This is a genomic window from Pseudomonas sp. LAMO17WK12:I10 (assembly GCF_900215185.1).
GTDB classification, from domain to species: domain Bacteria; phylum Pseudomonadota; class Gammaproteobacteria; order Pseudomonadales; family Pseudomonadaceae; genus Aquipseudomonas; species Aquipseudomonas chlororaphis.
This window is the reverse complement of record NZ_OBDX01000045.1, coordinates 1-20,531: the sequence shown is the minus strand read 5'-3', so window position 1 is coordinate 20,531 and position 20,531 is coordinate 1. Positions and strand designations below refer to the sequence as shown.

15 protein-coding genes and 1 pseudogene are annotated in these 20,531 nt (G+C 64.3%); 11 read left to right on the top strand and 5 right to left on the bottom strand.

The features are described 5' to 3' along the window. Positions 1-63: 63 nt before the first annotated feature. The 11 genes from CRO75_RS30525 to CRO75_RS30475 all read left to right on the top strand — a co-directional run bounded on the left by CRO75_RS30525 (position 64) and on the right by CRO75_RS30475 (position 15,496). Positions 64-345, top strand: coding sequence for a peptidylprolyl isomerase (locus tag CRO75_RS30525; protein ID WP_007924449.1), 282 nt, complete (start codon positions 64-66; stop codon positions 343-345). 135 nt (positions 346-480) lie between these two features. After that, entirely contained in the window at positions 481-2,349 is a 1,869-nt protein-coding gene (locus CRO75_RS30520; protein WP_097140290.1) for an extracellular solute-binding protein, read from the top strand. Next, a complete protein-coding gene (locus tag CRO75_RS30515) occupies positions 2,349-3,410 on the top strand; it encodes a microcin C ABC transporter permease YejB (protein WP_097140288.1) in 1,062 nt (353 codons plus the stop codon). Before CRO75_RS30520 ends, CRO75_RS30515 begins: the two co-directional genes overlap by 1 nt. After that, positions 3,410-4,432 (top strand): ABC transporter permease, encoded by a 1,023-nt coding sequence (locus tag CRO75_RS30510; protein ID WP_097140286.1) that lies wholly within the window; start codon positions 3,410-3,412, stop codon positions 4,430-4,432. The genes CRO75_RS30515 and CRO75_RS30510 overlap by 1 nt, the downstream gene beginning before the upstream one ends. 17 nt (positions 4,433-4,449) lie before the next feature. Next, the gene (locus tag CRO75_RS30505) at positions 4,450-6,024 is read left to right on the top strand and encodes an ABC transporter ATP-binding protein (protein ID WP_097140284.1); all 1,575 of its coding nucleotides are present in this window, start codon (positions 4,450-4,452) and stop codon (positions 6,022-6,024) included. Between the two features lie 299 nt (positions 6,025-6,323). Then, positions 6,324-7,742, top strand: coding sequence for a sigma 54-interacting transcriptional regulator (locus CRO75_RS30500; protein WP_097140282.1), 1,419 nt, complete (start codon positions 6,324-6,326; stop codon positions 7,740-7,742). A gap of 285 nt (positions 7,743-8,027) precedes the next feature. After that, positions 8,028-9,419 (top strand): GntP family permease, encoded by a 1,392-nt coding sequence (locus tag CRO75_RS30495; protein ID WP_097140280.1) that lies wholly within the window; start codon positions 8,028-8,030, stop codon positions 9,417-9,419. Between the two features lie 7 nt (positions 9,420-9,426). Next, positions 9,427-10,212, top strand: a complete 786-nt coding sequence (locus tag CRO75_RS30490; RefSeq protein ID WP_097140278.1) for a 3-hydroxybutyrate dehydrogenase — start codon at positions 9,427-9,429, stop codon at positions 10,210-10,212. A 159-nt stretch (positions 10,213-10,371) separates the two neighbouring features. After that, positions 10,372-12,327 (top strand): acetoacetate--CoA ligase, encoded by a 1,956-nt coding sequence (locus tag CRO75_RS30485; RefSeq protein WP_097140276.1) that lies wholly within the window; start codon positions 10,372-10,374, stop codon positions 12,325-12,327. 303 nt (positions 12,328-12,630) lie between these two features. Continuing rightward, a complete protein-coding gene (locus CRO75_RS30480) occupies positions 12,631-15,168 on the top strand; it encodes a PAS domain-containing sensor histidine kinase (RefSeq protein WP_097140274.1) in 2,538 nt (845 codons plus the stop codon). Positions 15,169-15,220: 52 nt separating this feature from the next. Further along, the gene (locus CRO75_RS30475; protein WP_007932676.1) at positions 15,221-15,496 is read left to right on the top strand and encodes a peptidylprolyl isomerase; all 276 of its coding nucleotides are present in this window, start codon (positions 15,221-15,223) and stop codon (positions 15,494-15,496) included. A gap of 188 nt (positions 15,497-15,684) precedes the next feature. Here the strand turns inward: CRO75_RS30475 and CRO75_RS30470 are convergent, their stop codons facing one another. The 5 genes and pseudogenes from CRO75_RS30470 to CRO75_RS33160 all read right to left on the bottom strand — a co-directional run. Continuing rightward, positions 15,685-16,602 carry a sugar kinase gene (locus CRO75_RS30470; protein WP_097140272.1) on the bottom strand — a complete coding sequence of 306 codons (918 nt, stop codon included), beginning with the start codon at positions 16,600-16,602 and terminating at the stop codon, positions 15,685-15,687. Positions 16,603-16,777: 175 nt separating this feature from the next. After that, on the bottom strand, positions 16,778-17,995 hold the full coding sequence (locus CRO75_RS30465; protein ID WP_097140270.1) for an amino acid deaminase: 1,218 nt from the start codon (positions 17,993-17,995) through the stop codon (positions 16,778-16,780). Between the two features lie 37 nt (positions 17,996-18,032). Continuing rightward, positions 18,033-18,797: an IclR family transcriptional regulator gene (locus tag CRO75_RS30460; RefSeq protein WP_009044425.1), complete on the bottom strand. Its 765-nt coding sequence runs from the start codon at positions 18,795-18,797 to the stop codon at positions 18,033-18,035. Between the two features lie 237 nt (positions 18,798-19,034). Next, on the bottom strand, positions 19,035-19,421 hold the full coding sequence (locus CRO75_RS30455) for a RidA family protein (RefSeq protein WP_097140268.1): 387 nt from the start codon (positions 19,419-19,421) through the stop codon (positions 19,035-19,037). A 417-nt stretch (positions 19,422-19,838) separates the two neighbouring features. Then, a pseudogene (locus tag CRO75_RS33160) lies at positions 19,839-20,099 on the bottom strand (hypothetical protein); the annotation flags it as partial. Positions 20,100-20,531 lie beyond the last annotated feature (432 nt).

Sequence of the window (20,531 nt, the reverse complement as noted above, 5' to 3'; positions counted from 1 at the left end):
TTGACGAGAAATAGGCTACACAATCCGGTAGGCTCACCACTTTCTTGAAAGGAGCAACTCCCCATGGCCAAAGCCACTGCCCGTCACATCCTCGTTGCCAGCGAAGCCAAGTGCAACGAACTGAAAGCCGAAATCGAAGCCGGCGCCGACTTCGCCGAAGTCGCCAAGAAGAACTCCACTTGCCCATCCAGCCGTGACGGCGGCAACCTCGGCTCGTTCGGTCCAGGCCAGATGGTCAAGGAATTCGACACCGTGGTGTTCAGCGCCCCGGTCAATGTCGTGCAAGGCCCGGTGAAAACCCAGTTCGGTTATCACCTGCTGGAAGTGACCAGCCGCCAGGACTGATCCTGTCGCGATTTGCGTGAACGACGGCCCGCCCTTTGGTGGGCCGTTGTGTTTGGGCTACGGCCCGCGCTGGTCAGCAGCGCGCCGGTAGCGTACAAATCGTGATCATCGATCACCCGGCTCTTAAGGCTGACAATGCGCCTGCTTTTCCCCTCCCTGATCTTCACCGCCCTGGCCCTGCTGCTGGGCACCGCGAGTGCCGATGCCGCACCGCAACACGCCTTGACCGTCTATGGCGAACCGGCCAAGTACCCCGCCGGCTTCAGCCACTTCGCCTACACCAACCCACGGGCGCCCAAGGGCGGGAGCATGCGCCGCTCGGCCATCGAGATCGGCCGCTTCGACCATGTGTTGCCCTACATCGACAAAGGCATCGGCGTCTCGCAACTCGACGGCTATATCTACTCGCCCCTGGCCCAGCGTTCGCTGGATGAGCCCTACACCGTGTACGGCCTGGTGGCACAAAAGATGGAGCGCGCCGACGACGGCCTGTGGCTGCGTTTCTACCTCAACCCCAAGGCGCGCTTCGCCGACGGCCAGCCGATCACCGCCGAAGACGTGCGCTACACCTACAACCTGCTGATGACCCAGGGCAGCCTGCGTTATCGCACCCAGTTCGCCGACGTCAAGGACGTCGAGGTCGAGTCGCCGCGGGTGATCCGCTTCGACTTCAAGAGCAATGAAAACCGCACCCTGCCCCTGGATATCGCGACCCTGCCGGTGCTCCCCGAGCACTGGTGGAAGAGTCGCGACTTCGCCGGCGGCGGTGGCTACGAAGCGCCCCTGGGCAGCGGCCCGTACAAGGTGAGCAAGGTCGACAACGGCAACAGCATCACCTTCACCCGCGATGCCGACTGGTGGGGCAAGGACCTGCCGGTCAGCCGCGGCCTGTACAACTTCGACCGCTTCAGCATCGAGTACTTCGGCGACACCGACGTCGCCCGCCAGGTGCTGCGCGGCGGCGCCTACGACTACAACCGCGAGTTCTCCGCCACCGGCTTCTCCATCGGTTACGACAGCCCGGCCCTGAGCGACGGCCGCCTGCAAAAGGCCCACCTGGCCAAGGAGGCGCCGCAACCGGCCCAGGGCTTCGTGTTCAACCTGCAAAAGCCGATGTTCCAGGATCGCCGCGTGCGCCAGGCCCTGGCCATGCTCTGGGACTTCGAGTGGAGCAACCGGCAGATGATGCGCGACCTGTACATCCGCCAGCAGAGCTTCTTCTCCAACAGCGCCCTGGCCGCGCGGGCGCTGCCGGATGCCGAAGAACTGAAGATCCTCGAACCGCTGCGCGGGCAGATTCCCGACGAAGTCTTCACCCAGGTCTTCGAAGCGCCGAAAACCGACGGCAGCGGCCTGATCCGCGATAAACAGCTGCAAGCCCTGGCCCTGCTCGAAGCGGCCGGCTGGAAACCCGACGGCGATCAGCTGGTCAACGCCGACGGCGAGCCGCTGCGCTTCACCTTCCTCAACAGCCAGAACGGCATCGAACGCCTGTTGTTGCCCTACAAGCGCAACCTGGCGCAGATCGGCATCACCCTGGAGATCCGCCGCATCGACGCCTCGCAGTACGTCAACCGGCTGATGGCCCGCGACTACGACATGATCGTCACCGGCTACCCGGTGACCACCTCGCCGGGGCTGGAGCTGTACAACTACTTCGGCTCGGCGGCGGCCAACGACCCCGGCTCCAGCAACCTGATGGTGCTGAAGAACCCGGCGGTGGACAGCCTGATCAGCGGCCTGGTCAAGGCCACCAGCCAACCGCAGATGCTGAGTTACGCCCACGCCCTGGACCGGGTGCTGCAATGGAATTACTACTGGATCCCCAACTACTACCCGCCGGGCACCTCCACCGTGTGGTGGAACCGCTTCGGCATGCCGGCCATTCCCGCCAGCAATGACGAAGCCATCGAAAGCTGGTGGGAAATGAGCCGCACGCCCCTGACCAACGAGCAAATGGCGGCCGAGCGCGTCCAGCGCGGCAAGCCTGGAGGGCCGCACTGATGCTGGCGTATATCCTGCGGCGCCTGCTGCTGATCATCCCGACCCTGATGATCATCCTGCTGGTCAACTTCGCCATCGTCCAGGCCGCCCCTGGCGGTCCGGTGGAACAGGCCATCGCCCGCCTGCAAGGCATCGGCGGTGGCGGCAACCTCGGCGGTTCGAGCGACGGCATCAGCGGCAACTCACGGGCCAGCCGCGGCCTCGACCCGCAGCTGATCAAGGACATCGAGAAGCAGTACGGTTTCGACAAGCCGGCCCACGAGCGCCTGTGGCTGATGCTCAAGAGCTACGCGCAACTGGACTTCGGCAAGAGCTTCTTCCGCGGCGCCACGGTCACCGAGCTGATCCTGCAGAAAATGCCGGTGACCATTTCCCTCGGGCTCTGGGCCACATTGATCACCTATCTGGTGTCGATCCCCCTGGGGATTCGCAAGGCGGTGCACCACGGCAGCCATTTCGATATCTGGAGCAGCACCGCGATCATCATCGGCTACGCCATGCCGGCCTTCCTGTTCGCCATGTTCCTGATCGTGGTCTTTGCCGGCGGCACCTCGCTGAACTGGTTCCCGGTGCGCGGGCTGGTCTCGGAGAACTTCGAGCAACTGAGCACCCTGGGCAAGATCGCCGACTACTTCTGGCACCTGGTGCTGCCGGTGACCTCCCTGGTGATCGGCGGTTTCGCCACCCTGACCATCCTCACCAAGAACTCGTTCCTCAACGAGATCACCCGCCAGTACGTGGTCACCGCCCGGGCCAAGGGCCTGAGCGAACGCCGAGTGCTCTACGGCCATGTGTTCCGCAACGCCATGCTGCTGGTGGTCTCGGGCATTCCCCAGGCCTTTATCAGCGTGTTCTTCGCCGGCTCCCTGCTGATCGAGGTGATCTTCTCCCTCGACGGCCTCGGCCGCATGAGCTACGAGGCCGCGGTGTCGCGGGACTATCCGGTGGTGTTCGGCTCGCTGTTCATCTTCACCCTGTTCGGCCTGCTGATAAAACTCATCGGCGACCTCTGCTACACCCTGGTCGACCCGCGTATCGACTTCGCCGCGAGGAACGCCTGATGCTCAAGCTCTCCCCGCTGGCGCGCCGGCGCTTCGAGCGCTTCAAGAAAAACCGCCGTGGCTGGTGGTCGCTGTGGCTGTTTATCGGCCTGTTCATCCTCACCCTCGGCGGTGAGCTGATCGCCAACGACAAACCGCTGGTGGTCAGCTACCAGGGCTCGCTGTATTTCCCGGTGTTCAAGCGCTACACCGAGCAGGAGTTCGGCGGGCAGCTGCCGTTCCAGGCCGACTACCGCAGCGACTACGTGCAGCGGCTGATCCGCCAGGACGGCGGCTGGCTGCTGTTCCCGCCGATCCCGTTCAGCGAAGACACGCCCAACTACGACCTCAGCCGCCCGGCGCCGAGCCCGCCGACCGCGGTCAACTGGCTGGGCACCGACGACCAGGCCCGCGATGTGCTGGCCCGGGTAATCTACGGCGCCCGGGTGTCGATCCTGTTCGCCCTGGCCCTGACCTTTATCAGCGCCCTGATCGGCATCGCCGCCGGTGCCCTGCAGGGTTATTACGGCGGCTGGGTCGACCTGCTGGGCCAACGCTTGCTGGAGGTCTGGTCGGGGCTGCCGGTGCTGTACCTGCTGATCATCCTTTCCGGTTTCGTCGAGCCGAACTTCTGGTGGCTGCTGGGGATCATGGCGCTGTTCTCCTGGCTGGCCCTGGTGGACGTGGTGCGCGCCGAGTTCCTGCGCGGGCGCAACCTGGAATACGTCAAGGCCGCCCGCGCCCTGGGCCTCAACGACCGCAAGGTGATCGTGCGGCACATCCTGCCCAACGCGATGAACGCCACCCTGAGCTATTTGCCGTTCATTCTCACCGGGGCGATTTCCACCCTCACCGCCCTGGACTTCCTCGGCTTCGGCATGCCGGCCGGCAGCGCCTCCCTGGGCGAGTTGATCGGCCAGGGCAAGCAGAACCTGCAGGCGCCCTGGCTGGGCCTGACGGCGTTTTTCACCCTGGCGCTGATCCTCTCGCTGCTGGTGTTTATCGGTGAGGCGCTGCGCGATGCCTTCGATCCACGCTCCTGAATCAAGCGGACTGTTAAATGACTGACAACCTGATCGAAATCCGCGACCTCAATGTGGCCTTCAACGGTCAGAAAGTGGTGCGCGACCTGTGCCTGGATATCCGCCCCGGCGAGTGCCTGGCCCTGGTCGGCGAGTCGGGGTCGGGCAAGTCGGTGACCGCCCATTCGATCCTGCAACTGCTGCCCGACTGCGACACCCAGAGCAGCGGCAGCATCCGCTACCGTGGCCAGGAATTGCTCGGTGCCGAAGCACGGACCTTGCAGAAGCTGCGCGGCGACCGCATCGCCATGATCTTCCAGGAGCCGATGACTTCGCTGAACCCGCTGCACAGCATCGAAAAGCAGATTGGCGAAACCCTGCTGCTGCACAAGGGCCTGGGCGGCAAGGCGGCCCAGGCGCGGATCCTCGAGCTGCTGCGCCTGGTGGGCATCCAGAAACCCGAGGAACGGCTCAAGGCCTACCCGCACCAGCTTTCCGGCGGCCAGCGCCAGCGGGTGATGATCGCCATGGCCCTGGCCTGCGAGCCGGAGCTGCTGATCGCCGATGAACCCACCACCGCCCTTGACGTGACGGTGCAGCGCAAGATCCTGTTGCTGCTCAAATCCCTGCAACAGCGCCTGGGCATGTCGCTGCTGCTGATCAGCCACGACCTCAACCTGGTGCGCAGCATCGCCCAGCGCGTCTGTGTGATGAAGGCCGGGCAGATTGTCGAGCAGGCGCCGTGCGAAACCCTGTTCACCGCGCCCCAGCACCCCTACAGCCGCGTGCTGCTCAATGCCGAGCCGGAAGGCGAAGCCCTGCCCCGGGACGAGCGCGAAGTGGTGTTGCAGGTGGACGACCTCAATGTGCAGTTCCAGATCGGCGGCGGGTTGTTCCGGCGCAAGCACTACCTGCGGGCGGTGGACGGCATCAGCCTGAGCCTGCAACGGGGCAAGACCCTGGGCATTGTCGGCGAGTCCGGCTCGGGCAAGTCGACCCTCGGCCAGGCGATCCTGCGCCTGCTGGATTCCGAAGGCAGCATCCGCTTCCAGGGCGAGGCCCTCGACGGCCTCAACCAGAAGCAGCTGCGGCCGTGGCGCAAGCAGTTGCAGGTGGTGTTCCAGGACCCGTTCGGCAGCCTCAGCCCGCGGATGTCGGTGGCGCAGATCATCAGCGAAGGCCTGGAAGTGCACAGCCAGTCCACCGCCCAGCAGTGCGAGCAGCAGGTGATCCAGGTGCTGGAAGAAGTCGGCCTGGACCCGGCCAGCCGCCATCGCTACCCCCACGAGTTTTCCGGCGGCCAGCGCCAGCGCATCGCCATTGCCCGGGCCCTGGTGCTCAAGCCGGCGCTGATTTTGCTGGACGAACCGACCTCGGCCCTCGACCGCACCGTGCAGAAACAGGTGGTGGCGCTGTTGCGTCAGCTCCAGGAACGCCACGGCCTGACCTACCTGTTTATCAGCCACGACCTGGCGGTGGTGCGCGCCCTGGCCCACGACATGATCGTGATCAAGGACGGCAAGGTGGTCGAACGCGGCCCCAGCCACGAAGTGTTCGACGCGCCGCAGCATCCCTACACCCAGGAACTGCTGGCCGCCGCCCACCCGGCCTGAACCCGCATTCCCCTGTAGGAGCGAGCCTGCTCGCGATGCAAGCACCGCGGTATTGCAGGCCCACCGCGCCGAACCCATCGCGGGCAAGCCTCACTCCTACAGACGCACCACTCTGTAGCCGCTGGCGAAGCCTGCGATCGACCGCGAAGCGGGCGCAGGGTCTGGAGGCCGCCGGAAGACCCTGCGGGTCTTATCGCAGCCTGCGGCAGCGGCTACAGGGATAGCGGCAACCCTGATGGTCGCGTCGCTGTGAAGATTCCCGGCATAATCGGCGCCGCGCTCCCTTCAGGACCTCCTCCATGAACGACACCGAAAGCCTCAAGGATTACCAGCGGGTCCGCCAACTGGCGATCCGTTCGCTGTTCGAGATCATCGAGCAATCCAGCGAGGGCACGGTGATCGTCGACCGCGACGCCAATATCGTCTGGATGAACGAGCGCTACGCCCGGCGCTTCGGCCTGGAGTCGGCGGCTTTCGCCATCGGCAAGGCCTGCGAAAGCGTGATCCCCGGCAGCCTGTTGCGCGAAGTGGTGCGCACCGGGCGGCCGATCCTGCTGGACATGCAGGACACCCCCAAGGACCCGCTGGTGGTGATGCGCCTGCCGATCCACGACGACGCCGGGGCGGTGATCGGCGCCATCGGCTTTGCCCTGTTCGACGAGCTGCGCAGCCTGTCGCCGATGCTCAAGCGCTACCTGAGCATGCAGGAAGAGCTGGCCTCGACCCGCTCGCTGCTGCGGGCGCGGCAGGCCAAATACAACTTCGCCCACTTCATTGGCACCAGCGCCGCCAGCCTGGAAGTCAAACGCCGGGCGCGGCGCAGCGCCAGCGCCGACTCGCCGGTACTGCTGCAAGGCGAGACCGGCACCGGCAAGGAGCTGCTGGCCCAGGCCATCCACGCCGCGTCGCCACGGGCGCACAAGGCCTTCGTCAGCATCAACAGCGCGGCGATTCCCGAGGCCTTGCTGGAGGCCGAGTTCTTCGGCACCGCCCCCGGCGCCTTCACCGGCGCCGACCGCAAGGGCCGCGCCGGTAAGCTGCAGATCGCCCAGGGCGGCACGCTGTTCCTCGACGAGATCGGCGATATGCCCCTGCCCCTGCAAAGCAAGCTGCTGCGGGTGCTGCAAGAGAAAGAGTTCGAGCCGGTGGGCTCCAACGAGGTGATCCAGAGCGACGTGCGGGTGATCGCCGCCACCTCCACCGACCTGGAAGCGGCGATCAAGCGCGGCGAATTCCGCGCCGACCTGTATTACCGCCTCAATGTGCTGCCGATCCAGGTGCCGCCGCTGCGCGAACGCCTGGACGACCTGCCAGCCCTCAGCGAAGCCATCCTCGAAGAACTGCGCAGCCAGCACGAACTGACCCCCGATGCCCTGGCCCTGCTCGGCCAGCACGCCTGGCCGGGCAATATCCGCGAGCTACGCAACGTCCTGGAACGCGCCGCCCTGCTCAGCGACGACCTGATGCTCAACGCCGGCGACCTGCGCGCGGCCATCGGTACCTTCAGCCCGGTGCCGCGCGCGACCAGCCCCCAGGCCGCCGAGCTGCAAGCCAACGAAACCTTCGCCGCCGCGCGCGAGCGTTTCGACCGCCAGGTGATCGACTCGGCCCTGGCGCACTGTGGCGGCAAGGTGGGGCAAGCCGCGGCGCGCCTGGGGCTGGGGCGCTCGACCCTGTATAAGAAGATGGCGGCACTGGGGATCGAAGAGTCTCAATAAAGAGACATCAATCTCCATGCAGAGACAGCCTTGAGCGCTTTGCGCTCATCGCGAGCAAGCTCGCTCCTAAGGGGGTTTGCAGCGTACCTGCAGGAGCGCGCTTGCTCGCGATAGAAATTTCCCGGCCAACATGTCCCGGATCAGAGACAAAACTCCTCAAAGCCTTCTAATAAAAATAATAATACCTTTATAAATCAAACACTTAAACATCTGGCACAAAACTCGCTATAGCCCCTCCCACACCCGCAACACCCTACAAAAATAACAATCCTGGAGAGACACACCATGAGTGTGATCATTGCCCTAGCAGCCCTCGCGCTGCTGATGTTGGCTGCTTACCGTGGCTACAGCGTTATCCTCTTTGCCCCCATCGCCGCCCTCGGCGCCGTCCTGCTCACCGACCCGTCCGCCGTGGCGCCCGCCTTCACCGGCGTGTTCATGGAGAAGATGGTCGGCTTCATCAAACTCTACTTCCCGGTGTTCCTGCTCGGCGCGGTGTTCGGCAAGCTGATCGAGCTGTCGGGCTTCTCCCGCTCCATTGTCGCGGCGGCCATCCGCCTGCTCGGCACCCGCCAGGCGATGCTGGTGATCGTGCTGGTCTGCGCCCTGCTGACCTACGGTGGCGTCTCGCTGTTCGTGGTGGTGTTCGCGGTCTACCCGTTCGCCGCGGAGATGTTCCGCCAGAGCAATATCCCCAAGCGCCTGATCCCGGCGACCATCGCCCTCGGCGCGTTCTCCTTCACCATGGACGCCCTGCCCGGCACCCCGCAGATCCAGAACATCATCCCCAGCACCTTCTTCAACACCACCGCCTGGGCCGCGCCCTGGCTGGGGGTGATCGGCACCGTCTTCGTGTTCTGCGCCGGCATGCTGTTTCTCCAGCGCCAGCGCAACAAGGCGCACAACGCCGGTGAAGGCTACGGCAGCGACCTGCGCAACGAGCCGGAAACCGCCGCCGACATCCAGCTGCCCAACCCCTGGATCGCCCTGTCGCCACTACTGCTGGTGGGCCTGATGAACCTGCTGTTCACCCACTGGATTCCCCAGTGGTACGGCAAGACCCACAGCCTGGCCCTGGCCGGCATGGCCGCCCCGGTGCAGACCGACGTCGCCAAGCTCACCGCCATCTGGGCGGTCCAGGCCGCCTTGCTGGTGGGCATCATCATGGTCCTGGTATTCGGCTTCTCGGCCATTCGCGGCAGGCTCGCCGAGGGCAGCAAGAGCGCGGTCAGCGGCGCCCTGCTGGCGGCGATGAACACCGCTTCGGAATACGGTTTCGGCGCGGTGATCGCCTCCCTGCCGGGTTTCCTGGTGCTGTCGGACTGGCTGAAAAGCATCCCCAACCCGCTGGTCAACCAGGCCATCACCGTGACCCTGCTGGCCGGCATCACCGGCTCCGCCTCGGGCGGCATGAGCATCGCCCTGGCGGCCATGTCGGAGACCTTCATCAGCGCAGCCCACGCCGCCAACATCCCGCTGGAAGTGCTGCACCGCGTGGCCGCCATGGCCAGCGGCGGCATGGACACCCTGCCGCACAACGGCGCGGTGATCACCCTGCTGGCGGTCACCGGCCTGACCCACCGCCAAGCCTACAAGGACATTTTCTGCATTACGCTGATCAAGACCCTGGCCGTCTTCGTCGTGATCGCCACTTTCTACGCCACCGGCATTGTGTGAGGTATTCATGAGCAATCTTGCGGGCAAGACCGCCCTCGTCACCGGCTCCACCAGCGGCATTGGCCTGGGGATCGCCCTGAGCCTGGCCAAGGCCGGCGCCAACCTGATCCTCAACGGCTTCGGCGATGCCTCGACGGTGCTCGCCGAAGTCGCGCGCCTCAATAAAGACCACGGCGGCAAGGTCGGCCATCACCCGGCCGACGTCAGCGACCCGGCGCAGATCGCCGACATGCTCGCCTACGCCGAGCACGAGTTCGGTGGCGTCGACATCCTGGTCAACAACGCCGGCATCCAGCATGTGGCGGCAGTGGAAGAATTCCCGGTGGAGCGCTGGGACTCGATCATCGCCATCAACCTGTCGTCGGTGTTCCACAGCACCCGCCTGAGCCTGCCGGGCATGCGCGCCAAGGGCTGGGGGCGGATCGTCAACATTGCCTCGGTGCATGGCCAGGTCGGCTCGGTGGGCAAGGCCGCCTATGTGGCGGCCAAGCACGGGGTGATCGGCCTGACCAAGGTGGTCGGCCTGGAGACCGCCACCAGCAACGTCACCTGCAACGCCATCTGCCCGGGCTGGGTCCTGACCCCGCTGGTGCAAAAACAGATCGACGACCGCATCGCCGCGGGGGTCGATCCGCAACAGGCGCAACACGACCTGCTGGCGGAAAAACAGCCGTCCCTGGAGTTCGTCACGCCTTCGCAGTTGGGCGAGTTGGTCCTATTCTTGTGCAGTGAGGCCGGCAGCCAGGTGCGTGGCGCGGCGTGGAATATCGACGGCGGCTGGCTGGCGCAGTAAACCGTTGTAGCCGCTGCCGCAGGCTGCGATAAGACCCGAAGGGTCTTTCAGCGCCAGTGATATCGCCACGACCGTTCCGGTCGATCGCAGCCTTCGGCAGCGGCTACAGGTAGAGTTGGACCCGCTTTGTGTGTGCAGCAGAAAAACAAGAGGCCACCCATGTCCGAATTACTCTGGCAACCCAGTGCCGAGCGCATCAGCAAGACCCGCATGGAAGCCTTCCGGCGCTTGATCAATCACCGTCACGACCTGGACCTCGACGGCTACCCCGCCCTGCACCAATGGAGCATCGAGCGGCGCGAGGACTTCTGGCAGGCCATCGTCGACTTCTTCGACGTCGAGTTCCATGCGTCCCCCAGCGCGGTGCTGATCGAAGGCCGCAACATGCCCGCCGCCCAGTGGTTCCCCGACGCCACCCTGAACTTCGCCGAGCACCTGCTCAAGCGGCGTGACGACGGTGTCGCGGTAATCGCGATCAACGAGAACGGCCAGCGCGAACAGCTGACCTACAACCAGCTGGCGGCCCATGTCGCCGGCCTGCAACAGAGCCTGCGGGCCGCCGGCGTCAGCCTTGGCGACCGGGTCGCGGCCTGCATGCCCAACACCTGGCAGACCCTGGTGGGTATGCTCGCCACCGCCAGCCTCGGGGCCGTCTGGTCCAGCTCCTCGCCAGACTTCGGCACCCAGGGGGTGATCGACCGTTTCGGCCAGATCGAACCCAAGGTGCTGATCACCTGCGCCGGCTACCGCTACGCCGGCAAACAGATCGACCAGACGGCCAAGGTCAACGAGATCCTCGAACGCCTGCCGTCCCTGCAACAGCTGATCATCGTGCCGTACGCGCGGCCCGAGGCTCGCGCCGAAGACTTCCGCACCTCGGCCAGCGTCGCGCTGTGGGACGACTTCTACCGCCCCGGCGGCGAGCCGGCGTTCGTCGCCGTACCCTTCGCCCACCCGCTGTACATCCTCTATTCCAGCGGCACCACCGGCGTGCCCAAGTGCATCATCCACAGCACCGGCGGCGTGCTGTTGCAGCACCTCAAGGAGCACGGCCTGCACACCGACCTGCACGCCGGCGAAGTGCTGTTCTACTACACCACCTGCGGCTGGATGATGTGGAACTGGCTGGTCTCCGCCCTGGCGGTGGGCGCCACGGTACTGCTGTACGACGGCTCGCCGTTCCACCCGGCGCCCGAACACTTGATCGACCTGATCGACCAGGAAGGCATCAGCGTCTTCGGCACCAGCCCCAAGTACCTGGTGGCCCTGGAAAAGGCCGGCATCGAGCCGCGCCAGAGCCATTCCCTGGCCAGCCTCAAGACCCTGCTCAGCACCGGCTCGCCGCTGTCGCCGCAGAGCTTCGACTACGTGTACCGCGCGTTCAAACAGGACCTGTGCCTGGCCTCGATGTCCGGCGGCACCGACATCATTTCCTGCTTCATCATCGGCAACCCGCTGTTGCCGGTGCACCGCGGCGAAATGCAGGGCAAGGGCCTGGGCATGGCCGTCGAGGTCTGGAACGACCAGGGCCAGGCAGTGATCGGCGAAAAGGGCGAACTGGTCTGCACCCGGCATTTCCCGGCCATGCCCATCGGCCTGTGGCATGACCCGCGGCACGAGAAGCTGCGCGCCTCCTACTTCAGCCAGTTCCCCGGGGTCTGGGCCCAGGGCGACTACGCCGAGCAACTGGCCCATGGCAGCTGGCTGATTCACGGCCGCTCGGACGCCGTGCTCAACCCCGGCGGCGTGCGCATCGGCACCGCGGAAATCTACCGCCAGGTGGAGAAACTCGAACAGGTCCTGGAAAGCCTGGCCATCGGTCAGCAATGGGACAACGACGTGCGGGTGGTGCTGTTCGTGCGCCTGCAGGACGGCGTGCAATTGGACGACGCCCTGCAGGAGCAGATCCGCCATGTGATCCGCGCCAACACCACGCCAAGGCACGTGCCGGCGAAGATCCTCGCGGTCAGCGACATCCCGCGGACCATCAGCGGCAAGATCGTCGAACTGGCGGTGCGCAACGTGGTGCACGGCTTGTCGGTGAAAAACACCGATGCCCTGGCCAACCCCGAGGCGCTGGAGCAGTTTCGCGATCGCCCTGAGTTGCGCGACTGATCGTTCCCCTGTAGCCGCTGCCGCAGGCTGCGAACGCCCCGCAGGGGCGCGATCTCAGGACCGCTGAAGGCCCTGCGGGCCTTTACGCAGCCTCGCAGGCTCGGCAGCGGCTACAAGGGCTGGGCGCGGTACCAGTTGTAGCCGCTGCCGCAGGCTGCGCCCGGCACCGCAGGGGCCGCAAACCGGACAACCCGGTCCACCTGCTGGATCGGGAAAACCGCCCTCGCACCGGCTACGCCGTCGATCGCGGCCTGCGGCAGCGGCTACAATGCCGACGTGATGCACGCTCAGGACACCCCCGACATGAACGCCTCCCCCTCCGGCAGCGAAGCCGAAACCCTGATTGCCCGGCTGGACTGGGCCGCCACGCCGCTGGGCGCGGTCGACCACTGGCCGCAGAGCCTGCGCACCGCGGTGGACATCGTGATTCACTCGCCGATGCCGATGCTGTTGTTGTGGGGCGCGCAACTGACACAGATCTACAACGACGGTTTCGCCCTGCTGGCCGGCAACAAGCACCCTGGCGCCTTCGGCCAGTCGACCCACCTGACCTGGCCGGAACTCCAGGACTTCACCGCGCCGATCTACCAAGCCGTGCTGCAAGGCCAGGTGCGCACCTTCAGCGAAAAACCCTTCACCCTGCTGCGCCACGGCCGCGAGTCGGACGTCTGGCTGGACCTGACCTACAGCCCGATCCGCGACGAAAGCGGCGAAGTCGCCGGGATCCTGGTCACCAGCATCGAAACCAACGAGCGCCGGCGCATCGCCCTGGAACTGGAGCAGCGTTCGGCGGCCAGCCTCAAGGCCCAGCACGAAACCGAAGAGCGCCTGCAACTGGCGCTGGCAGCGACCGACGCGGTCGGCACCTGGGACTGGGACATCGGCGACGACCGCTTTATCGCCGACGCCCACTTCGCCCAACTGCACAGCATCGACCTGGCCCAGGCCGGGCAACTGCCCATCAGCGACTACCTCAAGGGCGTGCATCCGGAAGACCGCGGCATGGTGGCGCGCAGCATCAAGCACTGCATCACCCACGGCACCGAATACGCCGAGGAATACCGCCTGCAACAGCCCGACGGGCAGATCCGCTGGGTCTTCGCCCGCGGGCGCTGCTACAAGGATCACCACGGCCGGCCGGTGCGCTTCCTCGGCGCCGCCCTGGACCTGACCGACCGCAAGCAGATGGAACAGGCGCTGCGCCAGAGCCAGACCGAGTTGCAACTGATCATCAACGCCATGCCGGTGCTGATCGGCTATGTCGACCACGAAGAGCGCTTTCGCCTGAACAACAGCGCCTACCTCGACTGGTACGGCCTGACCCCGCAGGAGCTGTACGGGCGGACCATCCGCGAAGTGGTGGGGGACGAGATCTACGCCACCCGCGCCGACAAGATCGCCGCCGCCCTGGCCGGCAAACCCTGCAGCTTCGAAGCCAACTCGCCGCACCGCGACGGGCGCGCGCGGCATGCGCTGATGAAGTACCTGCCGCGCTACGGCGCCGACGGCGCGATCAATGGTTTCTACATCTTCGTGATCGACGAAACCGAGCGCAAACAGACCGAGGAAGCCCTGCGCAACCTCAACGAGACCCTGGAAGAACGGGTGGCCGAGCGCACCCAGGCGCTGGCCGCCGCCAACCAGCGCCTGCAGAGCGAGATGTTCGAACGCGAGCGCGCCGAAAACGCCCTGCGCCATGCGCAGAAGATGGAAGCCGTGGGCCAGCTCACCGGCGGCATCGCCCACGACTTCAACAACATGCTCACCGGCATCATCGGCAGCCTGGAGCTGATGCAGCGCTACATCGACGCCGACCGCAGCGCGGAAATCGGCCGTTTCACCGAAGCGGCGATGTCCTCGGCCAAGCGCGCGGCCGCCCTCACCCACCGCCTGCTGGCGTTCTCTCGGCGCCAGTCGCTGGACCGCCGGCCGCTGGAGCCGAACCAGCTGGTGCGTTCGCTACAGGACCTGTTCAACCACACCAAGGGCGAGCATATCGAGCTGAAGATGAACCTGGGCGCCAACGTCTGGTCGATCAACAGCGACGCCAGCCAGCTGGAAAACGCCCTGCTCAACCTGGTGATCAACGCCCGCGACGCCATGCCCGACGGCGGCGTGCTGACCATCGAGACCGCCAACAGCTACCTCAACGGCAGCGACCTGGGCACCCTGGAACCGGTCAAGGCCGGCGACTACGTGATGCTCGGCGTCAGCGACAACGGCGCCGGCATGACCCCGCGAGTGCTGGCCAAGGCCTTCGATCCGTTCTTCACCACCAAGCCCATCGGCCAGGGCACGGGCCTGGGGCTGTCGATGATCTACGGCTTCGCCCAGCAATCCGGCGGCCACCTGACCATCAGCAGCGAGCCGGGCCAGGGCACCTGCGTGCGCCTGTACCTGCCGCGCCTGTACAGCGTCGCCCAAACCGCCAGCCCGGCACCGGCCAGCGTCGAAGCGCCGTACGCGGTGGCCGGCGAATCGGTGATGCTGGTGGAGGACGACCCGGCGGTGCGCATGCTGGTACTCAACGTGCTGAGCGAACTGGGCTACAGCGCCTTCGAGGCCGAGGACGCCAAGAGCGCCTTGCCGTTGCTGGAGTCCGAGCGGCGCGTCGACCTGCTGGTGACCGATGTCGGCCTGCCGGGCATGAACGGCCGGCAACTGGCGGAGATCGCCCGCCAGCGGCGGCCGGAACTCAAGGTGCTGTTCATGACCGGTTACGCGGAAACAGCCGCCGAGCGCCAGGGCTTTCTCGACGCCGGCATGGACCTGATCGCCAAGCCGTTTTCCATCGAGGCGCTGGCCCAGAAGATTCGTCAGATGATCGGCCGGCAGGGCTGATTTCAGGCATAATCCGCCCCCGCCGTCCGCACCGTTCCAAGGTAATTGCCCCATGAAAGCCCAAGCCCGCCACATCCTGGTGAAAACCGCCGAAGAGGCCGAACAGCTCAAGCAGCGCATCGCCAAGGGCGAAGCCTTCGACGTGCTGGCGAAGAAATACTCCACCTGCCCCTCCGGCAAACGCGGCGGCGACCTGGGTGAAGTGCGACCGGGGCAGATGGTCGGGGCCATCGACCAGGTGATCTTCAAAAAGCCCCTGCGCACCGTGCACGGGCCGATCAAGAGCAAGTTCGGCTATCACCTGGTGCAGGTGTTCTACCGCGATTGACCGCGTCGCTCACCACGCTTCGACCACGCCCCTGTAGCCGCTGCCGAGCCTGCGAGGCTGCGATCGACGGCGCAGCCGGCGCAAGGGCGGTATCCCCAATATTTCAGGTAGACCGCGCCGCCAGGTTTTGCGGCCCCTGCGGTGCCGATCACAGCCTCGCGAGCTCGGCAGCGGCTACAGGGATTGCTTCAGGTTCTTGGGATAAGGGCCCCCGGCACCTGGATCACCCGGCTCGCCAAGCGATGCCCGGCCTGCGCCGCCTGCTGCGGATTGCCGCCCTTTAGTCGACACGCCAGATACGCCGCACTGAACGAATCCCCCGCCGCCGTGGTGTCCACCACCTGCTCCACCTGCTGCGCCGGCACCTCGAACGACTCGCCGCCACAGCGGAGCAGGCAAGGTTCAGCGCCGCGCTTGAGCACCACTTCCGGCGTGTCTGCGTAGGCCGCCAATACCGCCTGGCTGTCGGCATAACCGAACAGCGCCTGCTCGTCATCCACCGTCAGCAGCGCCAGATCGACATAGCCCAGCGCCTCGCGATAAGCCGCCTGCGCCTGCTCCACCGAGGCCCAGAGCCGTGGCCGGTAGTTGTTGTCGAAGACGATCTGCGCCCCACGCTTGCGTGCTTCAACCAAGGTCTCGATCAGCTTCTTGCGCCCCAACTCGCCGAGCACCGCCAGGGTGATGCCGCTGAAATACAGCACCGCGTAGGCCGGCAACGCCGCCAAAATCGGCTCGGCCGCGGAGGTGGTGAAACAGTCGCGCACCGCCGCTTCGTTGCGCCAGTAAAGAAAGCGCCGCTCGCCCTTGGCGTCGGTCTGGATGCAATACAACCCGGGCAAACGCCCCGGCAGGCGCTGGACCATGCCCAGGCCGATGCCTTCCTCGGCCCAGCTCTGGCACATCGCATCGCTGAAACTGTCGTCACCCAGGGCGGTGACATAGTCGACGCAAGCGCCCTCGCCCAGTTCACGGGCCAGGTACACGGCGGTGTTCAAGGTATCGCCGCCGAAGCTCTGTTGCAGGCTGCCGTCGGCGCGGTGTTGCAGTTCGATCATGCATTCGCCGGTCAGGGCGATGCGTTTCCCGGTGCTGGAAGTGTTCATGGGGGAGGCGTCTCTGACAGTTTTTTGTTGTTGAGGAGAACGTCATCGCGGACAGGTCGGATCGTCGACCGGCCGCTCCTACAAGGGCAATGCGGACATACGCGCACGATGAAGACCGCACACAGCCGGTCGACGCTCGATTGCTCGCGATAGCCGCAACGCGGCGATGGTCGCCTTAGAAACAGGTCTCCATGCTCTCCAGCACATCCAGCCGCTCATCCACCAGCAACCCGGTGCGCCACTTATCAAAGGTCAGGCACGGGTGCGAAGTACCAAAAGAAATAATGTCCCCCACCCGCAACTCAACCCCCGGCGCCACCGTCATGAACGCATGCTGGTCCATCACCGCCGTGACCTTGCAGGCACTGACATCATCACCCTTGGCCGGCACCACGCCCGGCTTGTAGCGCAACAATGGCACCGGCAAGCCGGCGTCATAGGCCACGTCGCGCTTGCCCAGGGCGATCACCGCGAACCCCGGCTCCGGCAGCGACTGCACATGGGCCCAGACTTCCAGCGCCGGACGCAGGCCTTCGTGCAGGTCGCTACGCCGGTCGAGCACGCAGCACTGCGCCTCTTTATAGATGCCATGGTCGTGGGCCACGTAACTGCCGGGGCGCAGCACGCTGAGGAAACGCCCCTGGGCGTTCTGCGCCTCGAAGGACTCGGCGATCAGGTCATACCAGGCCGACCCCGACGCGGTGATGATCGGCTTATCGATGGCAAACAGCCCGTCGTCCTGCAACTGCACCGCCAGGCGCACCAGGGACGCGGCGAACTCCCGAATGCCACTGACCGCGTGATCGCCATGGATCACCCCTTCGTAGCCCTCGATACCGCACAAGGCCAGGGCCGGTTGCGCCTGGATCGCCTGCGCCAGCGCCAGCACTTCCTGTTCGCTGCGGCAGCCACAACGGCCGCCGACCACGCCGTACTCGATCATCACATTCAGGCGCACCCCGCGCGCGGCGAAGAACTGCCCGAGGTCGGCGACGTTGTCCGGGTGATCGACCATGCAATAGAAGTCGAACGTCGGGTCGGCCAGCAGCTCGGCGATCAGCCCCATGTTCGGCGTGCCCACCAACTGGTTGGCCATCAGCACCCGACGCACACCGTGGGCGTAGGCGGCGCGGGTCTGCACCGCGGTGGCCAGGGTGATGCCCCAGGCACCCGCCTCCAGCTGCCGACGGAACAGCGCCGGGGTCATGCTGGTCTTGCCGTGGGGCGCCAGCTCGGCGCCGCTGTCGCTGACGAACTTCTGCATCCAGCGGATGTTGTGTTCCAGCGCCGCGCGGTGCAGCACCAGGGCCGGCAGGCTGACATCGCGCACCAGGCTGACGCCCGGTTGAGCGGCGCCCTTTTCCACCGCGGCATTGATCAAGGCAGAAGACATATTCGAACTCCTTACGGCGCAGCCACAGGGGCTGGCATTAGTCGTTGATGCGACGGGCCAGGCGATTCGCGCTGTCGATCAGCACCCGGCGGTAGTCGGCGTAATTGTTCTGGGCATCGGCCCGTGGCGCGACGATGCACAGGGTGCAGATGCACACCCCGCGCTCGTCCCGCACCGGAGCGGCGAAGCAATGGGTAAAGGTGTCGGCCACACTGTCGAAGGAAAAGAAACCGTCCTGCGTGGCCTGACGGATTTCCTTCAAGAAGGTCGCCACAGGCAGGCGTTCCCCGTCGGGGAGCATAAAGTCGCGCTCGTCGATCAACTCGACGATCTGCTCATCGCTCAAATGCCCCAGCAACAGCCGCCCGGAAGCGGTCCAGGGAATCGGCGCGTTCTCGCCGATATTCGAGGAGATGCGGAAATGCCGCTCGCCCTCCTTCATCAGCGCCACCGTGTATTTGCGCCCGTTGAGCAGGCACATCTGCGCGGTCTCGCGGGTCTGGCTGACAATCTCCTGCAAGGCCGAGTCGGCCTCGCGAGTCAGGTCGAAATGGCGCAGATGGGCCTGCCCCAGGAAGTACAACTGCCGCCCCAGGTACACATGCCCGTCCTGGCCCACCGGCTCCAGAACCCGCCGCTCCAGCAAGGACGCCACCAGCTCGTACACCGTGGACTTGGGGCTGCCGATCCCCTTGGCGATATCGTTGGGGCGCAACGGCTGGCCGATCTCCTTGAGGAAATCGAGAATATCGAACGCCCGGTCCAGCCCCTTGGCCCGGCGCTTGATGGTGTCTTCGGTCATGTCAAAGCAATCCCCTTCAAATGGTGCAGCGCACTCACACTTGCCACGCCTCTGTAGCCGCTGCCGAGCCCGCGAGGCTGCGATAAGGTCCGCAGGACCTTCAACGATCTCAAGACCGCGCGCCCGCTTCGTCGGAATGCCACCCAGATCGATCGCTACCTCGCCAAAGCTCGGCAGCGGCTACAACGAACCCGCCCCTGTAGAAGCGAGCTTGCTCGCGATCAGCGGCCTACAGTCCTACTTCTTCTTATAAGCCACGCAATCGATCTCAACCTTGCAATCCACCATCATGCTGGCCTGCACACAGGCCCGCGCCGGCGCATGCTCTGGCTTGAAGTACTCACCGAACACCTTGTTGAAACTCCAGAAATCCCGCGGATCCTCCAGCCACACCCCAACCCGCACCACATCCTCCAGGCCGTACCCCGCCTCCTCCAGAATCGCCACCACATTGCGCATCGTCTGATGGGTCTGCTCAACGATGCCGCCCGTGATGATTTCCCCATCCAGCGCCGGCACCTGACCGGACACATACAACCAACCATCGGCCTCAACGGCACGGGCGAAAGGACGGGGTTGGCCACCGCCGGCGGTGCTGCCGGTGCCGTAGCGGGTAATGCTCATAGGTGTTTCTCCTGAGTGAAAGATTGAAGGTTGACCATAAAACACTGTTTTGGGGAATGCTGTGGTGCATGGACAACGCCGGGTTGCCCAGCCAGAGACCACGCGATCCAGATTGCCGTCTACCATCTGGGGGCACCCACAATAGAAGCCAACGAAACAGTGAAAACGGCTTTAAACAAGGAAAGCCCGCGATGTATGTCAAGCAATTTAAGGATCAAAAAATCCGCTACAACGGAAAGATATATGAAACAGCGGAATAATACCGAAGTGTGCCATGGCGATACTTCTATTGCAAAAACAAAATGCAAGAAAAAGATACGCCAAGCCATTTAATAAAAATCAGTAAAAACATATGAAAGGAGACAGCATGGCGCTATACAAAAACGGCACGCTTTAAAGCGTGCCGGATAAATACCTTCAACCAAATATCTTTTCTAAAGAGCCCTTTCCAAAATATCTCTCATACTCTTGCGCAGCAAATGCATCCATCATTCCAGCAATATAGTCAACTACCAAACGACTTTTATCATCAGATCGTCCACGAAGCTCCGCAGGCAATAGAGTGTTATTTTTATTATAGTTCGTATCAGATAACACTTCAAAAAGTCCGCTAATGATTTTCTCACCACGCCTTTCATAATGCTGCACATCCTTCTTCCTTAAAACAGCTCTAAATAGTAGTTTTTTAACCCCTCAGCGAGCTTACCCTTTGTTCTGTAGCCAAGTCCCTGACTATTCCCCCTCACCAACAACACTATGTCCCGACATAAACAATTCACTATTGACGATGTCAATTCCTTTCTAAGTACAACCGAGTATTCCTCTGAAGTACCATGCATATACGACTTGAACGCCTCCTCTTGAACCGACTTCACTATTCCAGAAAAGCCATCATACGCAGAGTTATACTCAGCACTTATTTTAAATTCGTGAGCGATCTCACCAACAGTTACAACCCTATGACTTAAGGATGGTCTGAAGTAGCCCAATATTTACTGGCTAATTCTTCATCCTCGATGCCAAAAGGGCAGCAGGTCAAGATGCGATCAGATCTGCTGTCTATTTCATATTTTTTCGCCGCTGCGAGCACCTCGTAGCAACCATTTCGCG

What these genes read in the sequence shown, in the direction of transcription:
- CRO75_RS30525 (WP_007924449.1), top strand. Translation starts at nt 64, where the DNA reads ATGGCCAAAGCCACTGCCCGTCACATCCTCGTTGCCAGCGAAGCCAAG.
- CRO75_RS30520 (WP_097140290.1), top strand. Translation starts at nt 481, where the DNA reads ATGCGCCTGCTTTTCCCCTCCCTGATCTTCACCGCCCTGGCCCTGCTG.
- CRO75_RS30515 (WP_097140288.1), top strand. Translation starts at nt 2,349, where the DNA reads ATGCTGGCGTATATCCTGCGGCGCCTGCTGCTGATCATCCCGACCCTG.
- CRO75_RS30510 (WP_097140286.1), top strand. Translation starts at nt 3,410, where the DNA reads ATGCTCAAGCTCTCCCCGCTGGCGCGCCGGCGCTTCGAGCGCTTCAAG.
- CRO75_RS30505 (WP_097140284.1), top strand. Translation starts at nt 4,450, where the DNA reads ATGACTGACAACCTGATCGAAATCCGCGACCTCAATGTGGCCTTCAAC.
- CRO75_RS30500 (WP_097140282.1), top strand. Translation starts at nt 6,324, where the DNA reads ATGAACGACACCGAAAGCCTCAAGGATTACCAGCGGGTCCGCCAACTG.
- CRO75_RS30495 (WP_097140280.1), top strand. Translation starts at nt 8,028, where the DNA reads ATGAGTGTGATCATTGCCCTAGCAGCCCTCGCGCTGCTGATGTTGGCT.
- CRO75_RS30490 (WP_097140278.1), top strand. Translation starts at nt 9,427, where the DNA reads ATGAGCAATCTTGCGGGCAAGACCGCCCTCGTCACCGGCTCCACCAGC.
- CRO75_RS30485 (WP_097140276.1), top strand. Translation starts at nt 10,372, where the DNA reads ATGTCCGAATTACTCTGGCAACCCAGTGCCGAGCGCATCAGCAAGACC.
- CRO75_RS30480 (WP_097140274.1), top strand. Translation starts at nt 12,631, where the DNA reads ATGAACGCCTCCCCCTCCGGCAGCGAAGCCGAAACCCTGATTGCCCGG.
- CRO75_RS30475 (WP_007932676.1), top strand. Translation starts at nt 15,221, where the DNA reads ATGAAAGCCCAAGCCCGCCACATCCTGGTGAAAACCGCCGAAGAGGCC.
- CRO75_RS30470 (WP_097140272.1), bottom strand. Translation starts at nt 16,602, where the DNA reads ATGAACACTTCCAGCACCGGGAAACGCATCGCCCTGACCGGCGAATGC.
- CRO75_RS30465 (WP_097140270.1), bottom strand. Translation starts at nt 17,995, where the DNA reads ATGTCTTCTGCCTTGATCAATGCCGCGGTGGAAAAGGGCGCCGCTCAA.
- CRO75_RS30460 (WP_009044425.1), bottom strand. Translation starts at nt 18,797, where the DNA reads ATGACCGAAGACACCATCAAGCGCCGGGCCAAGGGGCTGGACCGGGCG.
- CRO75_RS30455 (WP_097140268.1), bottom strand. Translation starts at nt 19,421, where the DNA reads ATGAGCATTACCCGCTACGGCACCGGCAGCACCGCCGGCGGTGGCCAA.